We start from the raw sequence: 18,644 nt of genomic DNA on the forward strand, positions 1-18,644 counted from the left end.
AACTCGCAACATTCAGCTTGGAAGGCTGACGCTCTACCAATTGAGCTATTCCCGCATTGCGAGTGCAAATATAACACAGCTTTTCTAATTACAAAACTTTTACTTGATATTTTTTTAATGATTTTCATTCAACAAAATCTAATATTCTTTATTTGAATTTATTATGATGTAATATTTTTTTTAAATATTTTTAAAAAATAAATTAAATTCGAATGAAATCTATAAAAACGTACTTGTTTCTACTATCTCTTGTACTATTCATTAACTGTTCTATAAATAATAATGAAACAAAAATTATAGTAAATAATGATTATGAGTTACGTTTAGCTCCCAACTCAAAAGTTACTCTCATTCTATTTCCTTGTTATTTTTGTGATATTGAACACACAAAAAAAGAAGCTCTTTTTTTAAAAGATTTAGATAAGGTAGGTATTTCGACTTTAATTGTAAATAATAATCAAAAGTTATTTCTGAAAGATAGAGATAAACTTAATATTACAAATAAATTAAACAAAATATTCAGACTTTATAATATTCCTTTAAACAATGTCTATATGGGAGGTTTTTCTAGTGGTGGTAATATTGTTATGTTATTAGCAAATGATTTAATTAAACACAATAACCAACTACAACCTAAAGGGATCTTTATAGTAGATTCTCCTATCGATTTAGAAAAATTATATTATAATGCCATAAAGGATATAAAAAACAATAAAAATACCTCTGCTGTAGAAGAAGGAAATTTTTTAATTAATTTACTTAATACAGAATTAGGCTCTCCCAAAAATAATTTATCTGTTTACAAAGAATACTCTCCTTTCTTGACAAGTCAAAATATTCAAAAAAATACTGAACATCTAAATCATATAAAAATTAGATTTTATACTGAACCTGATTTGAATTGGCAAAACGAGAATAGAAATAGAACATACGAAGATTTAAATGCTTTTGTATTAGAAAAAGCTAGTATATCATTAAATAAATCTGGAAACAGAAATACTGAATTTATAAAAACACTAAATAGAGGAATAAAAGCTGATGGTTCAAAGCATCCACATAGTTGGAATCTTGTAGAGAGAGAAAGTTTAATACAATGGCTATTAAAATAAAAAAGCTCAAGAAAATAAATTCTTGAGCTTTTAGTACCTCAGGCGGGACTTGAACCCGCACGTCCTAATGGACACAGGATTTTAAGTCCTGCGTGTCTACCAATTCCACCACCAAGGCATCCAACTAACTAAAGTTAGAGCGGGAAACGAGACTCGAACTCGCAACATTCAGCTTGGAAGGCTGACGCTCTACCAATTGAGCTATTCCCGCGATTGTGAGTGCAAATATAAGACAGGTTTTGTAATTACAAAACTTTTGAAAGATATTTTTTTATGTTTTTTTTACATTTTAAGCTAATCAACTTTATTATAGTTTTTTAAAATTAAATATTTTTTTAAAAAAATATTTAAAAAATAAGCTTGTATTTAATTTTTCACTGATTTTAATCAAATATCAGCTTTAAGCAACAGTTGTTAAAATTTATTTTTTTGAAAAAATTTATCTTTAAAAAAAGAATTTTAAAGTTTTGTACTTGCAAAAATGAAGAATAGAATCAATCATAATTCAAAAACTCATCGTTCAATGAACAAGTTTATTCAAATAAAAAATGCTACAAAACGAATTGTAGCATTTTCATATTTAAAAAAATATTAAAAAAATAAATTTCTACATAATCTATTTATGAATTATTTCAATATTTTCAAGTAATATTATTCCTTTATTTGGTTCCGAATTATCCGCAAACACTACCCATTTTATTTCATATTCTGAGCTTAAATAATCCTTATTTAGTCTTATCCTTTTCAAATTAAATTTTTGTCTTGGCAAAATTGGGTCATATCTTGAAGGTCCATACTTTTCTTGAGTATTAAAACCTCTAAATTCTATATCCAAAACATCTCTTACAGTATTATCGGAGAAATATTGTAATTCACTATCTTTTTCATTATCTCTATTCTCATGAAGAAATTTTTCATTAAAAATAAAATATGCATTAACATAATTTGCTAAAATCTTCCCATTATTTCGAGCATAAACATAAAGATTTACATCTTCTCTAATTTCTTTTTGTAATTTATGTTCTGGAAGAACAAATGTTTTTATCTGATTATCAGTATTATTAACTTCATGATTTTCAATTACAATTCTAAATTCTAAATCTATTTTTGGAAACTTATTTCGATTCAAAATATCTTTTATTTCGTAATCATACATAGGTTCAGAATTAAAATTAAATCTTTTGTAATATTTACGATCATTAGCTTGATGAGCAGTATCGCTTTTAGGAACTTCAATTACATAAATAACCTCATTAGGTTCATTAACTGTAATTGGAATAATTAATAAATTTTGAATTCTAGGTGTAATATTTCCTTGTAATTTTTGTTCAATCCATTCTTTTGAAATTTCATTTCTATCTATAGGATCAATTTCCTCTGGAAGATGTTTATTTAACTGATTCTCCTTTATTCCATATATTATTGTTCCTCCATCAGAATTTGCAAATGCCGAAATATCCTTTGAAAGTTCATTAGTTTTTTTATCATTCTTTTGAAGAGAGCCTGATGCCTTATAATCAAGATGTAAATTTTCTTCAACTTTATTATCTATATATTTGTTTATCAATTCTAAACTCCAATTTTCTTTCATCTATTTTAGTTGTATTTTTTTTCCTTTTACAAATTATTATAAAAATAATCAAATCATTAACAATTAAAACATTCTACCATTCATAATTCAAATTATTACACAAAAAAAGTGTTACGGTTATGTAACACTTTGATAAATATTATATGAAGATAATTTTAAATAATCTGTTCAGAAACTTCTTCCCACTCTAACATTTTATTATCTAAATCATTTTTTAAGTTAGAATATAAATCTAATTCTTCTTGTGATTGAGAACCTGTATGCAATTTTGTTTCTAAATCTGCAATCTTTTTTTCAAAATCAGAAATTTCTGTTTCTATTTTTGATAATTTATTTTTTAAGCGTTTTTGTTCTTTTTCATCCTCAAAAGATAAAACTCGTTTTGCTTGTTCTATTTTTACTTCTATTGGTTTTTCTTCTTTTGGAGCAGCTAAAATTCCTTTCTCTACTTCGCGGAAATTACCAGCTTTTATTTGTGCTAAATAATCATCAATTCCTGAAAGATATTCTTTTACTTGTCCGTTACGAAAGTCAAAAACTTTATCAACTAATCCTTCTAAAAATTCACGATCGTGAGAAACTAAAAGTAATGTTCCTGTATATTTTTGTAAAGCTTTTTTCAATAATTCTTTCGATTGAATATCTAAGTGATTGGTAGGCTCATCCATAATCAAAACATTGAATGGACGAAGTAACAATTTACATAAAGCCAAACGATTTCTTTCTCCTCCAGAAAGAACAGAAACTTTTTTCTCTACAGCATCTCCACCAAACATGAATGCTCCTAAATAATCACGAACAAGTTTGCGTGTTTCTTCTGTTGCCGAGTTTTCAGCTTCTTCTAAAACCGTTAATTTATCATTTAAAACATGTGCTTGATTTTGGGCAAAATAACCAATCTCTACATTATGACCGTGTTTTATGTTTCCAGAAAACTTTTGTTCATTAACTATTGCACGAGATAAAGTTGTTTTACCTTGTCCATTTTGTCCAACAAAAGCAACTTTTTCTCCACGATTTACATAAAAAGATACATTATCAAAAACTTGATGATCACCAAAAGCAACACCTACATTATCTAATTCGAAAATAATTTTACCTGGCTGTACAGCATCTACAAAACGAATATTCATTTTTGTAACATCTTCATTTTCTACTTCGATACGATCTATTTTATCCAATTTCTTGATTAAAGATTGAGCCATAGAAGCTTTATTTGCTTTGGCGCGGAATTTAGAAATTAAATCTTCTGTATGTTTAATCATTTGCTCTTGATTCTTCTGAGCTTGTTCTAATTTTTCGCGACGGTCTTCACGCAATTCTAAATAACGTGTATAATTTGCTTTAAAATCAGATATATGGCGATTAGCTATTTCTATTGTTCTATTCGTAACATTGTCCAAGAATTGACGATCGTGAGAAACCAAAACAACAGCACCTGGATAATCTTTTAAAAACTCCTCTAACCAAATAATAGAATCGATATCTAAGTGGTTAGTAGGCTCATCTAAAAGCATTACATCATGTTTTTGTAAAAGTAATTTAGCAAGCTCTATACGCATTCTCCAACCTCCAGAAAATTCGTCAGTAGGACGATGAAAATCAGAGTTTTTAAATCCTAATCCGATTAAAATTTGTTCTATTTCAGCGTCTTTAGTATATCCTCCTAATATTCCAAATCGTTCTGTTAGTGTAGAAATGTCTTCAATTAATTTTCCATATGCATCAGATTCATAATCTGTGCGTTCAGCTAATTCTTTGTTTACAAAATCGATTCTTTCTTGTATTTCTACTAATTGTTCAAAAGCAGAATCTGCTTCTTGCCAAACTGTTCTACCTTGTACAAAATCGATATCTTGTGATAAATATCCAACTGTAACTTCTCCTTCATAAACAATATCACCTTCAGAAGGTTGTTGACGTTTTGATAAAATCTTAAGCAATGTGGATTTCCCTGCTCCATTTTTCCCTACTAAACCAACACGATTTCCTTTGTTGATGCGGAACGAAACGTTTTCGAATAAATATTTACCCGCAAAATATACTCCTAAATTCTGTACTAATAACATTTTGCAAAAATACAATGTTTTTTGAGAGTTGAAAATTTTATAGTTTAAGAGCTTGATTAAATTTATGTAATAATCTATTTTTAGTTATTTTTAAAATTTAAAGATCATTTTTTATGAAACAAATTTTATCACTTTTATTTTTTGTGAATACTATTTTCGTTTTTTCTCAAAAAATGAGCATTTTATGGGAAGCTAAAAAAGATTCTACAACTATTTATTTACTAGGAACTAATCATCTTTTTCCTATAGATTCTATATTATCAAAAAATAAAATAAATAATCTTATTACTAAAGCTGATATTTTCTTTTTGGAACTTGATGATAATAAAAAGAATATGGATTCTATTTTTAATTTGAGACCAGAAAATAATATACGAAAAAAGTTAGGTAAAAAAGAATATGATATCTATAACGAATATTTTAAAGATAGAAATTATAACAATAAATTAACTGCTCAAGAAATTGCACTGCAAATAGCTAAGAAACAAATTTCTCTTTCTTGTAAACATAATGGTCTTGAACTTATGGAAGATTATTTTACAAATAAGATTACAGAAACTAATCAACCTATTATAACATTTGAAAAAACTTCTGACCAATTGTCTCAAATAAATAATTATTATAAAAGTTCTGAAAGTGATATGTGGAAAAAAAATAAAGAGCAATTACGATATTTAAAATATTATTACAGTTTGGGAAAAGGTTGTAGAAAAAATACAGTATATACTAATGATAGCTATCTATTTGATTTCAAAAATATAACCAATAAAAAAGATAAAGAGGTATGGGATGATAGAAATATAAGATGGTTTAAAAAATTAGAAGAAAATATAACAAACAAAAACTACAAAAATATTTTTATAATGGTTGGAATTGGACATTTAGATTATTCTGAGGGATTAATCATGTTATTACAAAATAATGGATTTGATGTAAAACCAATTCCTACATTTGAGTAAATTAAACATTTTCACATCAAATAAATGTATATTTACCTCAATATAAATACACTATAATAAAAAACTATACGACATTATTTTTTTTAGTTTTTATATACACGACATCTTTTTCTCAGAATTTGATTATAAAAAAAGATACGTTGAGTTATAGACAATTCTCTAGTTTTAACCAATTGAATAATAAGAATATCTTTCTGAGTAATGGAAGTCTTGAAAAAGAATTAAAATTTCAGCCTTATCATAAAAAAATAGACTTATTGAATTCTAATTTTGGAAAAGTGAATTATGATATGTCAAATCCTAATAAGTCAAATGATTTACCTAGTTTTTTCCTTTATGGTATAACTAATTTATTTGCATCATTATTTAACTAAATTAGTTTGAAACTTTTATTTTATCGCTTAGAAAGAAAAGACAAAAACTTATAACAATAGAAATAGACGCAGGAACAAAATAAGCAATTACTAAATTGTTAGTAGAAATATAATTAATTGGAAGATTAATTATTTTAGACTGGTAAATAACAAAGCATAAAATTGTAGTAACTATTGCTATTTTATAATCTAAATTCTTTTTGTAATTAATAATTGAAGATACTATATACCCCAAAACAATTCCTATAAAACTTAAAATAAGCTTTACTGTAGATAAATGTTTTAATTTTGAACTTATTCCAAATTCATCACTTTTTTGAACATAATAAGCAAAGTTTTCTTTCCCTATTGAATGTACTAATTCTATTAAATCTAATTCTGATAAAATATAAAATTGTTGTATTCCAAGGAATAATAAAACACTTGCTATTAATTGAATTAAAATTACTTTAAGGCTGAATTTGTTCATTATCAATACTAATTAAATCTATTATAAAATCTAGCTATATCAGCTTCTTTATCTATCGGAAGATTATGTTCTAAAAAATTATACAATTTATCAACCATAACCGGAGCAAGCATTGTTCCACGAGTTCCCATTCCATTCAGACAAATTAATTGTTTTATTGTTGGATGTTCACCAATTATAGGTCTTCTATCAATAACTGTAGGGCGAATAGAAGCTTTTTGTTCGATAACTTCTACCTCATCATTTAAAAATTGTTTTACTCCATTTACTAAATAATCTTTAGCTTCTGTTGTATTATCATAATTAACATTATCTCTGTCATAGGTTGCTCCAACAAAATAATTACCATCTTCTAAAGGCATTAAAAACTCTTTCCCTTTCACAACTGCTTCAGGTAAAACAGCATTTGTCTTCACTTTCAGTACTTCACCTTTAACACCAATAATTGGTAGATTTTTGAAATAAGGATTATTTAAAATATTGTAACCTTCAGAAAAAATAATACGCTCTGCTTCTATATCTTTATAATTTGTTGAATCCCCAGTAATTTTTAATAAATCAAAATCAAATTTTTCATCTAAAAACAAATTATTTTCATCCAAATAGTTTTTAAAATCCTGCAAAAGATTAGTCAAATCAATACGCCCAGTATTCAAAACCTCACCAGAGCCTATTGGTTCTTTTATTGACAAAAAATCATTTAATTGCTGTGTATCTGTTGATAAATAATCTATTAAATCCGGATGAGTTGTTGCTTTTTTTAACCAAGTTTTCTTTTCTTGTTCATCATTAAAAATTCTGTAAACAGGAAAATTATAAATATATTTTTTATTTAATAATTGTTCAAAATCAGTAAATACTTCTCGTAATCTTTCTATTTGCTTTGCTGCATTCCAAACAATAGAAAATCTTTTAAGAACTACAGGATTATAAATTCCTGCTGCGATAGCAGAAGCTTTATGAAAGTGATTATCTATTACAAAAAAAGATTTCTTCTCTTTTAGTAATTTTAATGCCATACATGTTCCTGCAATACCTTGTCCTACGATTATATAATCTACTTTTTTCATTACTAAATTTTAGTTAACAAAGGTAGCTAATGTTTCTGTTTTTATTATCTTTATCTTATTATGATATTTTTTATGCAAACTATTTTTATTATTCTTTCATGCATCGTTCTTCTAAGTATTTTAATTCCTTTTATTAAACACACACATTGGTCAGTTCGTGTTTTTGATTATCCAAGATTTCAAAAATTAATATTTCTTATATTAGTTGAAATATTATTTATTTTTGTAGATAAAAATTACATAACGATAAGTTTATTTTCACTACTTATAATTGCTGGTATATATTTAATTTCTGTTATTATTCCTTATACTCCTTTAGGGAAAAAAATGATTGATGAAGTTAAATTAGAACCTAATGAAAAATCATTGGATATTTTAGTTTATAATGTTTTACAGGATAATAATAAATATCAAAATTTAGTTGATCTTATAAAAAAAAGAAATCCAGATGTTATTTTTCTTTTAGAAACAAATAGAGCTTGGATGAATAATATAACTGAAGCTACTAAAAAATATGAATATAAGATTGAGGTTCCTTTAGAGAATACTTATGGTTTATTATTCTATTCTAAACTTCCTATAAAATACCAAGAAATTAATTATTTAATTGATAAAGAAATACCATCTATCATTGCTGATATTGAATACAATAATGAAATTGTACGATTGTATGGTTTGCACCCTACACCTCCTGTTCCACAAGAAAATGAAGAAAGTGCAGAACGTGATGCTGAAATTTTAATGATAGGTAAGCAAGCAAAAGAATATGGAGAAGCTTGTATTGTTTTTGGAGATTTAAATGATGTTGCTTGGAGTAGAACAACACGACTATTTCTAAAAACAAGTAAAATGTTAGATCCAAGACGTGGTCGAGGAATGTTTAATACTTTTCATGCTCACCATTGGTTTTTACGCTGGCCATTAGATCATTTCTTTTTAAGTTCTCAATTTAGATTAATAGATATGATTCGAGAACCTAATATTGGATCTGATCATTTTCCTATTCTCATAAAAGCTGTTATAAGATGTGATGATACTTCTGGTGAATTAGACTTGGATGAAAAGGAAAAAATAGAGGTAGAGGAAAAAATAAAAGAAGGAAAATTTAAATAGAAAAAAGGATTACAAATTATTGTAATCCTTTTTTCTATTTAAATATTATATTTAATAAAAGCAAGCCTATAAGCCGGGTTCTGTCATTATAAAATAATATAATGCTTTGTCATTTATCTAGTATTTAGATTACTCTAAACATCAATCTGCCTACCCCCCAGCAACGAGCGAGTAACTCTTAACTACTGGTATACATGGCATTGCTCCGCATAGAGTTTACCTGGTTTCACTACAGCCGAACTGTACATACTTTCTGTTGCACTTGTCCTCACCTCTCGATGGACGGGTGTTACCCGCTATGCTTACTCTATGAAGCCCGGACTTTCCTCTTCATTTAAACAACGAAGCGACAAAGCGGCTTGCTGGCACAAATGTACATTAAAATTTTAAAAAGTAAATGCTAATTAATTATTACCTGCTTGATAAATCATAAATAAACCAAGACAAATAACTATAATTCCTAAAAGTGAATACTTCCACTCTTTAGTTGTTTTTTGTTCTTTATTAATATAAACACCTCCAAACACTGATATAATAACAGCAGCTTGACCAATTGGATAGGCTGTTGCTAAACCTAGTTTAGACTGTGAAATAAGTAAAGCTAAATTTCCAAAAGCCCAAATAATCCCTACTATACCATTTTTAAAAGAAACTCCAGTTAATGTTTTTGTTTTAAAAATTAACCAACCAAATAAGAAAGTAGCAACAATTTGTCCAATAGACTGGGGTAGAATACTACTCCAACCATCTATTTTAAAATATTTTATAATTCCTACATAAAATGTAAATCCTAATACACCAATTAAATTAATTAAAATACCTTTTTTCCATTGGATATCTTCTTCTGATTTCTCTTGATAAGATGTAAAAATTATGCCTATAATTATAAGTATTAAGGCTAAAAAACCATAAATTTTTGCTTGACTAGAAGCCCAATCTCCTAATGCAATACCTACAAGTGAAGTCCCTATTATTTGACCTCCATTCATTATAGGAGTTGCCCTAGCAACACCTAGATATGTTATTCCTTTAAATTGTCCAATAGAACCAATTGCCCATAAAATACCAGAAATAAAACTAATTAAAAAAATATGTGTATTTAATTCCGGTTTACGGATAAGAACGACAATAAGAGCAAAAACAAATGCTCCTATTGAAATACCCATTGTTTGTTGGACAGGTTTTCCTCCAATAAAAGTTCCTACTACAGGAACTAAACCGAAAGATATCGCAGGAATAAATGCAATTAACCAATCTGTTACATTCATATAATTCCTTATTTATTATGCATCTGGTCCTAAAATAGATAACGCTCCATCTACAGTATATGTACTTCCTGTTACATAAGAACTAGCATCAGATGCTAAAAACAAGGCAACATTAGCTACTTCTTCAGGTTTTCCACCTCTATGAAATGGGATTATACTTTCTGCTCTTTCTAATTTTTTAGGATCATCAATCACCTTTTCATTAATTGGTGTTAAAATCATTCCTGGAGCAATATTATTAACAGTCATTTCTCGACTAGCTAATTCTAAAGCCATTGTATAAGCAAAATTTCTCATTCCAGATTTTGATGCATTATAATCTGCATTTCCAGGAACATTTATATATTGATGAATTGAAGTAACGTTAATAATTCGACTTCCTTTATATGTTTTGTATTTTTTCTTTAGATGAAGAAACTCTCTACTACAAAAAAATGGCCCATATAAGTTTGTTTTAACAACTTTATCAAATTGTTCTATAGACATATCTTCTACAGGTGTTTTACTTCCATTAATTCCTGCATTGTTAACTAAAATTGTAATATCTCCAAAATCTTTATCGACATTATCGAAAAATTGATGAACATCATCAGAATTTGATACATCTAATTGGTAAGCTTTTGCAACACCTCCATCTTTTTTAATTTGTTCTACAACAGCCTCTGCTCTGTCTGGACCAGAATGATAAGTAATAATAACTTTTGCACCTTCTTTTGCAAATAAAATAGCTATTGCCTCCCCAATTCCAGAACTAGATCCTGTTACTATTGCTGTTTTCCCTTTTAATGTATTCATATCTTGTAATTTAAAATTAGTTCACCTGTTTTATTACAAGATATATGCCGTTATAAATTATAAACTATCAGAAATATTTATAAGTTAAAGAAATTAGTCATCTACAGATTTATCTATAATTATATTTTCTTTTACTTTTTTTATGTATTCATCATAAATCTTTTTAAACTCCTCTCTATTTACTTGATTACCTTTTGTAAGTGGATTAATTTTTTGAGATTTACCTAAATTAACTTTTGTAGCTTCTATAAGTTTATAACTATTGGATTGATCTTTATATGTAATTTTCAATTTTAATATTAAGCCTGGCAAGCCTAAATATAAATCTGGTCCTGTTCTGAACGGAATTTCTTTACTATACCATGCTTCTACCAATGTATTTTCATCTTTATTAAAATAAGCTTTATAAACATTAAATCCTTGTAATTTATCTGTTTCTTTTGTTAATTTCCATGGGTATTTGACTACTGAATCTTTTATTAAAAAATTTTTATCGTCGACTGATAATTGTTCTGTTTGAATTCCTTTTACAAAGTTTGTATAAATGATATTTTTTGAAGTTCCTCCAACAATAAATATTTGGGTATCGTTTTGTTGGTTTGATATCTTTTCTATTTCCTTATAAAGCGAAATACTATCATTAATTTCTAATTTAAAAGAAACTGGTTCCTTGAATTTATCAGCCATTCTTTGGGTATCAGCACTTATCTTGTTATCAAATTTCATAATGAAACTATCATCATAATTCACTACAATTTGTGAATAAGCATGAATAGTTAGTAATAATAAAAATAGAAAAGTAATTTTTTTTAGCATATTGGTTTTATTTATACTAATCTACTTTAAATTATTTATTTGCAAAAGCGATTGAAGTGGAAATCCTTTTTTGATTGGATGTATTTGACATCTACTTAATGGCTCAATCAAAAAAGATTGAGAACTTGAAAGCGGGGTACGAAATATTTGCCCTAAATAAGATGAAAATAAAAAAGGATTTCGTGAAAATCGAAATCCTTTTTTATAATATTATAAATAATGTTTAATTATAAAACGTTATTTATTGCTTCATTTAATTTTTCTGTAATATCATCAATAGAACCGACTCCATTAATTTCTATCCATTTTGATTGTGCTTTGTAATGCTCTGCAACTATTGCTGTTTTTTCGTAATACTCTGTAATACGATCACGAATAATATTCTCATCAACATCATCTGCGCGACCAGAAGTTTTACCTCTTTCTAACAAACGATCAACAAGTACTTCGTCATCAACAACTAATGCTAAAGTAATTGATACTTCACTGTTATATTTTTCTTTTAAGATTTTATCTAGCGCTTCTGCTTGTGCAGTTGTTCTAGGATAGCCATCAAAAATATAACCATTAGGATTTGGATTGTTATCTAAATGATCTATTAACATATTTGTTGTAACCTCATCTGGAACCAATTGCCCTTTATCCATATAAGATTTTACCAAGGCTCCTAATTCAGTTTCGTTTTTTAAATTGTAACGAAATAAATCTCCAGTAGAAATTTGTGGAGTTTGGTATTTTTCTTCTAAGAATTTTGCTTGTGTTCCTTTACCGCTTCCAGGAGGGCCGAACAATACAATGTTTAGCATTTTGTTTATTGTTTTATTTGATAAATATCTGGTAAATTTCTTCCTAGCCCATCATAATCTAATCCATAACCTACAACAAATCTATCAGGAATTGATATCCCTACTAAATCTACTTTTAAATCTTTTTTATATGCATCTGGTTTAAATAACAATGTAGCTACTTTAAGAGATTTAACCTTTTTTTCTTTTAAAATTCGGTGTAATTCTACTAAAGTATTACCTGTATCTACAATATCTTCTAAAATAATTACGTGACGACCTTCAACACTCATTGGAATATCCATCTCAATTTGAACATTACCTGTAGATTCTGTCCCCTCGTAAGATTTTAATTTTAGGAATGATATTTCACATTCTCCTTGATACTGTTTTAAGAAATCGCTGAAAAACATTACAACACCGTTTAGAACTCCCACAAAGATTGGTCTTTCGTCTTTGTATTCTTCATAAACTTCATTTGCCATATTTTTGATGGCTTGTTCTATTTCTTCAAAAGCGATGTACGGTATGAATTTTTTACCGTTGATTTCTATTTCTTTCATTGTTTGAGATATTCAAATATATACTTTTTTTTGATAAAGTGTAAAACTTTTCGTCTAATTACTAGATTGTCATCGAGAAAATACGAGTTTCTGGCTGATGATCTATCATTCTCTTATCGAATGCCATACATACATTACGTACATAAGGACGGCCTTCTTCTTTTACTATTAGTCCTGAATCTGTGAATTGTATTAGTCCATCTTCAATCATGTCTTCTAACATAATTTTTATTCTGTCTAAATTATCAATTTTTTGAGATTCTTGCTTCCAAGATGTTTGTAGATTACACATTAAATTTAAAATATGTTTGCGCATGACTAAATCTTCTTCAGATAAAATATGTCCTCTAAAAACAGATAATTCTCCGTTGTGAATTGATTTTTCATATTCTTCTACAGTCTTCTCGTTCTGAGCAAAACTATACCAAGAATCACTTATAGAAGATACTCCTAATCCAACCATTAGTTGAGTTTTTGAAGAAGAATATCCCATAAAATTTCTATGTAATGTATGATTTTTCATTGATTGATACATAGAATCATGTTTTAAAGCAAAATGGTCCATTCCTATTTCAAAATACCCCATTTCCTCGAACATTCTTTTTCCTTCTTCGTATAATTCTCTTTTTAATTCTGGTGTTGGTAAATCTTCTTCATTAAAACCTCTTTGTCCAACTCCTTTTATCCATGGAACATGTGCATAACTATAAAAAGATATACGATCTGGATTTAAAGATTTTGTAAGATTAATAGTTTCTGTCATCCCTTCCATCGTTTGATGAGGTAAACCGAAAATTAAATCATGAGAAACAGAAGTAAAACCTATTTTACGAGCATCTTCTGTTGCTTGTTTTACATTTTCGAATGATTGAACTCTATTAATAGCCTTTTGAACTTTTATGTCATAGTCTTGTACTCCATAAGAAATTCTTCTAAAACCTAAATCATATAAAACTTGTAAATGTTCTTTTGTTGTATTATTAGGATGTCCTTCTAAACTAAATTCATATCCTTCTGCTCTATCAGCAAATTCAAAAATACCATCTATAAGTTTTTTTAAATTTTCTGGAGAGAAAAAAGTTGGAGTTCCTCCTCCTAAGTGAATTTCTTTTATTTTAGGACGCGAAGAAAATAAATCAATATATAGTTTCCATTCTTTTAATACAGTTTCTATATAAGGTGTTTCTACAGAATGTTGTTTTGTTATTCGTTTATTACAAGCACAAAAAGTACATAATGCTTCACAAAAAGGCAAGTGTATATAAAGAGATATTCCTTCATCTTCATTACTTTCATCGAATGATCGTTGAAAAGTTTCTATCCAACGTTGTTTAGAAAAGCTATCATTGTCCCAAAAAGGCACTGTAGGATAACTTGTATAACGTGGTCCTGGAATATTATATTTTTGAATTAAATTATTCATAACTAAAAAATTAAAAATACTTAACCTACTATGATTAAGTATTATTTAATAAATTACATTAATATTATATTATAAAATTGCCTGACGAACTTTTACTAATTTAGTTAAAAGACCTTCTAACAAATCTAATTGTAGCATATTTGCTCCATCACTTTTTGCATTTTTAGGGTCTGGATGTGTTTCTATAAAAATACCATCTGCACCTACTGCAATACCAGCTTTCGCTATAGTTTCTATTAACTCTGGTTTTCCTCCTGTTACACCAGAAGCTTGATTTGGTTGTTGTAAAGAATGCGTAATATCTAAAATAACTGGAGCATAATTTTGCATCACAGGAATCCCTCGATAATCAACAACTAAATCTCCATATCCCAACATTGTTCCGCGTTCTATAATAGCAACATTGTTATTCCCTGAATCTGTTACTTTTTCTACAGGAAACTTCATTGCTTCTGGCGAAAGAAATTGTCCTTTTTTTAACGTAACATGTTTTCCTGTTTTAGCTGCAGCAACAACTAAATCTGTTTGACGAACTAAAAATGCTGGAATTTGTAATACATCAACATAATTAGCAGCCATTTCTGCATGAAAAGGCTCATGAATATCTGTCGTAGTTGGAACATCAAATGTTTCACCTACTTTTTGAATAATTTTTAATGCTTCTTCGTCTCCAATACCAGTAAAACTATCTATACGAGAACGGTTAGCTTTTTTGAAAGATCCTTTGAAAATATAAGGAATCTCTAATTTATTTGTTACTTCAACAACTTTTTCTGCGATTCTTAAAGCCATGTCTTCACTTTCAATGGCACAAGGACCAGCGATTAAGAAAAAATTTGATGAATCTTTGTGTTTTATTTTAGATAAAGTTTCTATCATTTTGCAAATTTACACAAAGTTACCGATTTATTTTTCATAATTTTGCCAATACTTTATTATTCTTATTTATCAATATATGGATTTTTTATATAACATTGGAATAGCGGACATTTTTGGCTATTTAGCATCAGTATTTATTGTATTAGGATTCTTTTTTTCTAAAATAACTGTCATTCGTATAATAAATGCTATAGGCTGTATTTGTTTTGTAATTTATGCCTCTATGTTAGAAGCATGGCCTGTACTTGTTCCTAATGCTATTTTATTTTTAGTACAAGCTTATTACTTATTATTTAAACCTGGTAAATAATCAAAATCTTCTATTTTGAAAATTTTATCAGCAGTTCTAAATAATATAGAAAACGATCAGCGTTTAAATAAGGTTTGTAATTCTTTATTAAAATTTGGATACAATGTAGAATTAATTGGTGCTACTTTATACAGCAAACCAATTTTAGACAAACCTTATAAAACATATTTGATTGATATGCAGAATCAATCAACATTTAAAAAATATGTTGAATTTAATTGGAAATTATTTTTTATACTTTTAAAAAAAGTTGATCATGATACAATTCTTCTAGCTAATGATTTAGATAGCCTATTACCTTTTTATGTTGTTAGTAAATTAAAAGGAAATACTCTAGTATTTGATAGTCACGAAATTTATTCTGAATTACCATCATTATATGACCGTCCTAAAACTAAAAAATTTTGGAAGTTTTTAGAAAAATTGTTACTCCCAAAAATTAAACATTTTTATACAGTAAGTGACGGTTATGCAACTTGGTTTAATAAACAATACAATGTGAAACCTATTGTAATAAGAAATGTTCCCAATAAAATAGTGTTCGAAAATAGATTTTCAATAGATTTTGAATTACCTAAGAATCCTAATAACCATAAAATTTTACTTTATCAAGGAGCTATTAACCCTAGTAGAGGTATTAATAAAATGATTGAAGCTTTTGTTCATGTAAAAAATTGTCAATTTTGGATTGCAGGTGATGGACCTAAAAAAGAGGAATATGAGAAATTAGTAAAAAAACTAAACCTTACAGATTGTATCTATTTTTTAGGAAATATACCTCCTAAAACTTTAAAAACAATAACACCTCTTGCTGATGTAGGAATGAGTCTAGAAGAAGATTTTGGATTAAGCTATCGTTATGCCTTACCTAATAAACTATTTGATTTTATACAAGCGAAAGTTCCTGTACTCGCAACTCATTTACCTGAAATAAAAAAAACAGTTCTCGATTACAACATTGGTAAAGTTATCAACAATCATACTCCAGAACATCTTGCTAAAAAATTACAAGAATTATTAAATGAAGGTAAAGAAAGTTATAAAGAAAAATTAACTTTTGCTGCAAATGAACTTTGTTGGGAAAATGAAGAAATTAGATTAAAATCTATTTTTGACAAATTTGAAAATAATTAGCTAAAAATTTGTTTTAAAATTTTTTCTGCATTCAATTGATTATTTAAATAATACTCAAGAGTATTAACATACTCATCTGAAGCTATGAAAGGTTGATTTTTAAATTTATTAATAGCTTTAATTAATTCAGATTTATCAGAAACCTTAATACATAGATTACTAATTAATTTATCATCTATCACATTTTTATTAATTATTGAAAAACGACTATTAAATAAAGCATTAATTATTTTTAGTTTAGTCCCAGATTCTTGAAAAGACCAAGAAATATTAATATGTGCATTTTCAAAAAGGTCTTTCAAATGATCAAAATCTTTCAACTTAATAAATTTTATATGTTTAAAATTTTGTATTTTAGACTTGACCCAATCCTCTCTAGTACTTGACGCAATAACAAATGGATAATCAATTTCTTTAAAAACATCAATTAAAAAACTTACAACTTTACGATTATCTGAGGTTCTTAAATCTCCATGATACAATGCAAATTTACCTTTCTCACTCAATAATTGAAATGATTTATTCCCATGAAAAACAGGAATAAATTTTCCTTTATTAAATTTTTTTTGAGTGTAATTTTGTTCAAATTTAGAAAGTGTAAAAACTTCATCAAATTGATAAATTATCTTCTCGTAATCAATATACTTTTTAGCTTCAATATAATATAACGCTTTTTTTATTATATTCTTTTCACTTCTAGCTAAGCCAAAAAAATAATTTTGCTCTACATTATGTAATCTTAAATACTTTGGGTAATCATCTAAATTATATTTATTTAATACAAAAGTCGTCTTCAAACTTTCAAAAAAGATAGGAGCTTTTAAACTTTTGATCCTTTCATAAAATAGTTTACCATCTCTTGATCTTACAGATAAAGGGTATCTTTGAAGAAGATAATATGACTTTTGATTTATTTTATAAAAATAAACATTTTTAGCATATTTTTTAAAAATATCAATATTACGTTCCTTAAAACCAAATAAGTGTAAATCAATTTCAATTTCAAAATTACTAAATGCTTTTAACTTGTAAAAAACATCTATTATTCCACCATAATTAGGAGGATAAGGGACATCCATACTAACAAAATGTAGAGACTTACCTTTATCCATATTATATTATTGGTGTATTTTTTTGTAAAAAATAATTCATCAAGAAATTACAATAAATCATTTACTTATTCAGTAATAGCTTCTGTTACTTCAAATAATCTAGCATCTTCACAGCGAACTTTTCTTGCTGGATAACGACGAATAATATCATAATCATGTGTAGCCATAAGTACGGCACAATTATTTTGTTTAGATACAGATAATAATAAATCCATAATATCATTTGAAGTTTCTGGATCTAAATTTCCTGTTGGTTCATCGGCTAAAATTAATTCAGGATGATTTAATAATGCTCGTGCTATTGAAACACGCTGTTGTTCACCTCCAGATAGCCTAAAAGGCATCATTTTCTTTTTAGATAACATACCAACTGAATCTAAAACCTCATCTATACGTTGACTAATTAAACTTTTATCTTTCCAACCAGTAGCTTTTAAAACAAAAATTAAATTCTGCTCTACAGTTCTATCTGTTAATAATTGAAAATCTTGAAAAACAATTCCTAAATGCCTTCTTAAATCAGGTATTTTACTTGTTTTTAATGACTTTAAATCCATTCCAACAACAGAACCATTTCCAGACTGCAATGGTAAATCACCATAAAGTACTTTCAATAAACTACTTTTTCCACTTCCTGTTTTTCCTATTAGATAAACAAACTCTCCCTTACCTAATGTAAAATTCACATCAGATAATACTAAGTGACTTCTTTGAAAAATAGATGATTGATTTAACTCTATTACATTTTTAGCTTCCATACTTTTTACAATCTTTAAAACAAATGTAAAAAAAAAAGCTTGAAAGA

The 18,644-nt window shown here is 27.3% G+C and carries 19 protein-coding genes, 2 tRNA genes and 1 other RNA gene; 6 read left to right on the forward strand and 16 right to left on the reverse strand.

The annotated features are described in order from the left end of the window. Positions 1–212 precede the first annotated feature (212 nt). Positions 213–1,109: a hypothetical protein gene (locus tag RT575_RS05865; protein ID WP_313579515.1), complete on the forward strand. Its 897-nt coding sequence runs from the start codon at positions 213–215 to the stop codon at positions 1,107–1,109. A gap of 34 nt (positions 1,110–1,143) precedes the next feature. On the opposite strand, the gene RT575_RS05870 is transcribed toward RT575_RS05865, so the two are convergent. From RT575_RS05870 to RT575_RS05885, 4 genes are all read right to left on the reverse strand, one after another. After that, positions 1,144–1,227, reverse strand: a tRNA-Leu gene (locus RT575_RS05870). Between the two features lie 20 nt (positions 1,228–1,247). Further along, a tRNA-Gly gene (locus RT575_RS05875) sits at positions 1,248–1,320 on the reverse strand. Positions 1,321–1,725: 405 nt separating this feature from the next. Then, a complete protein-coding gene (locus RT575_RS05880) occupies positions 1,726–2,700 on the reverse strand; it encodes an ATP-binding protein (protein ID WP_313377043.1) in 975 nt (324 codons plus the stop codon). A 155-nt stretch (positions 2,701–2,855) separates the two neighbouring features. Next, positions 2,856–4,769, reverse strand: a complete 1,914-nt coding sequence (locus RT575_RS05885) for an ABC-F family ATP-binding cassette domain-containing protein (protein WP_313579517.1) — start codon at positions 4,767–4,769, stop codon at positions 2,856–2,858. 173 nt (positions 4,770–4,942) lie between these two features. Between RT575_RS05885 and RT575_RS05890 the strand changes: the two genes are divergently transcribed. Together RT575_RS05890 and RT575_RS05895 are read left to right on the forward strand one after the other, a co-directional pair. Beyond that, on the forward strand, positions 4,943–5,728 hold the full coding sequence (locus tag RT575_RS05890) for a TraB/GumN family protein (protein WP_313579519.1): 786 nt from the start codon (positions 4,943–4,945) through the stop codon (positions 5,726–5,728). A gap of 140 nt (positions 5,729–5,868) precedes the next feature. After that, the gene (locus tag RT575_RS05895; protein WP_313579520.1) at positions 5,869–6,102 is read left to right on the forward strand and encodes a hypothetical protein; all 234 of its coding nucleotides are present in this window, start codon (positions 5,869–5,871) and stop codon (positions 6,100–6,102) included. 1 nt (position 6,103) lies between these two features. Here the strand turns inward: RT575_RS05895 and RT575_RS05900 are convergent, their stop codons facing one another. Together RT575_RS05900 and RT575_RS05905 are read right to left on the reverse strand one after the other, a co-directional pair. Further along, positions 6,104–6,571: a hypothetical protein gene (locus RT575_RS05900; protein WP_313579522.1), complete on the reverse strand. Its 468-nt coding sequence runs from the start codon at positions 6,569–6,571 to the stop codon at positions 6,104–6,106. 8 nt (positions 6,572–6,579) lie between these two features. Then, the gene (locus RT575_RS05905) at positions 6,580–7,641 is read right to left on the reverse strand and encodes an FAD-binding oxidoreductase (RefSeq protein WP_313579523.1); all 1,062 of its coding nucleotides are present in this window, start codon (positions 7,639–7,641) and stop codon (positions 6,580–6,582) included. 72 nt (positions 7,642–7,713) lie between these two features. On the opposite strand from RT575_RS05905, the gene RT575_RS05910 reads away from it, so the two are divergent. Beyond that, positions 7,714–8,754 (forward strand): endonuclease/exonuclease/phosphatase family protein, encoded by a 1,041-nt coding sequence (locus RT575_RS05910; RefSeq protein WP_313579525.1) that lies wholly within the window; start codon positions 7,714–7,716, stop codon positions 8,752–8,754. A 53-nt stretch (positions 8,755–8,807) separates the two neighbouring features. Here RT575_RS05910 and rnpB read toward each other — a convergent pair. From rnpB to kdsA, 8 genes are all read right to left on the reverse strand, one after another. Beyond that, an RNA gene (gene rnpB, locus RT575_RS05915) (RNase P RNA component class A) lies at positions 8,808–9,120 on the reverse strand. Positions 9,121–9,158: 38 nt separating this feature from the next. Next, positions 9,159–10,022 carry a GRP family sugar transporter gene (locus RT575_RS05920; protein ID WP_313579527.1) on the reverse strand — a complete coding sequence of 288 codons (864 nt, stop codon included), beginning with the start codon at positions 10,020–10,022 and terminating at the stop codon, positions 9,159–9,161. A gap of 15 nt (positions 10,023–10,037) precedes the next feature. Further along, positions 10,038–10,817: a glucose 1-dehydrogenase gene (locus RT575_RS05925; RefSeq protein ID WP_313579529.1), complete on the reverse strand. Its 780-nt coding sequence runs from the start codon at positions 10,815–10,817 to the stop codon at positions 10,038–10,040. Positions 10,818–10,910: 93 nt separating this feature from the next. Then, positions 10,911–11,633: a GLPGLI family protein gene (locus RT575_RS05930; RefSeq protein WP_313579531.1), complete on the reverse strand. Its 723-nt coding sequence runs from the start codon at positions 11,631–11,633 to the stop codon at positions 10,911–10,913. A gap of 227 nt (positions 11,634–11,860) precedes the next feature. After that, positions 11,861–12,439, reverse strand: coding sequence for an adenylate kinase (locus RT575_RS05935; protein ID WP_313383963.1), 579 nt, complete (start codon positions 12,437–12,439; stop codon positions 11,861–11,863). Positions 12,440–12,444: 5 nt separating this feature from the next. Then, the gene (hpt, locus tag RT575_RS05940; RefSeq protein ID WP_313383961.1) at positions 12,445–12,981 is read right to left on the reverse strand and encodes a hypoxanthine phosphoribosyltransferase; all 537 of its coding nucleotides are present in this window, start codon (positions 12,979–12,981) and stop codon (positions 12,445–12,447) included. A 61-nt stretch (positions 12,982–13,042) separates the two neighbouring features. Beyond that, entirely contained in the window at positions 13,043–14,404 is a 1,362-nt protein-coding gene (hemN, locus tag RT575_RS05945; protein WP_313579534.1) for an oxygen-independent coproporphyrinogen III oxidase, read from the reverse strand. Positions 14,405–14,473: 69 nt separating this feature from the next. Beyond that, complete coding sequence (kdsA, locus tag RT575_RS05950; protein WP_313383958.1) at positions 14,474–15,283, reverse strand: 3-deoxy-8-phosphooctulonate synthase; 810 nt, start codon at positions 15,281–15,283, stop codon at positions 14,474–14,476. Between the two features lie 76 nt (positions 15,284–15,359). Here kdsA and RT575_RS05955 point away from each other — a divergent pair, with 76 nt between their 5' ends. Both RT575_RS05955 and RT575_RS05960 read left to right on the forward strand, forming a co-directional pair. Continuing rightward, on the forward strand, positions 15,360–15,593 hold the full coding sequence (locus RT575_RS05955) for a uroporphyrinogen decarboxylase (RefSeq protein WP_313383956.1): 234 nt from the start codon (positions 15,360–15,362) through the stop codon (positions 15,591–15,593). Positions 15,594–15,608: 15 nt separating this feature from the next. Beyond that, positions 15,609–16,727: a glycosyltransferase gene (locus tag RT575_RS05960; RefSeq protein WP_313383954.1), complete on the forward strand. Its 1,119-nt coding sequence runs from the start codon at positions 15,609–15,611 to the stop codon at positions 16,725–16,727. Here RT575_RS05960 and RT575_RS05965 read toward each other — a convergent pair. Together RT575_RS05965 and RT575_RS05970 are read right to left on the reverse strand one after the other, a co-directional pair. Next, positions 16,724–17,839, reverse strand: coding sequence for a hypothetical protein (locus RT575_RS05965; RefSeq protein ID WP_313579537.1), 1,116 nt, complete (start codon positions 17,837–17,839; stop codon positions 16,724–16,726). The genes RT575_RS05960 and RT575_RS05965 overlap by 4 nt on opposite strands. 65 nt (positions 17,840–17,904) lie before the next feature. Continuing rightward, the gene (locus RT575_RS05970) at positions 17,905–18,597 is read right to left on the reverse strand and encodes an ATP-binding cassette domain-containing protein (RefSeq protein WP_313383951.1); all 693 of its coding nucleotides are present in this window, start codon (positions 18,595–18,597) and stop codon (positions 17,905–17,907) included. Positions 18,598–18,644: the final 47 nt, after the last annotated feature.

The sequence above is a fragment of the Chishuiella sp. genome, from assembly GCF_032109125.1.
GTDB lineage: Bacteria > Bacteroidota > Bacteroidia > Flavobacteriales > Weeksellaceae > Empedobacter.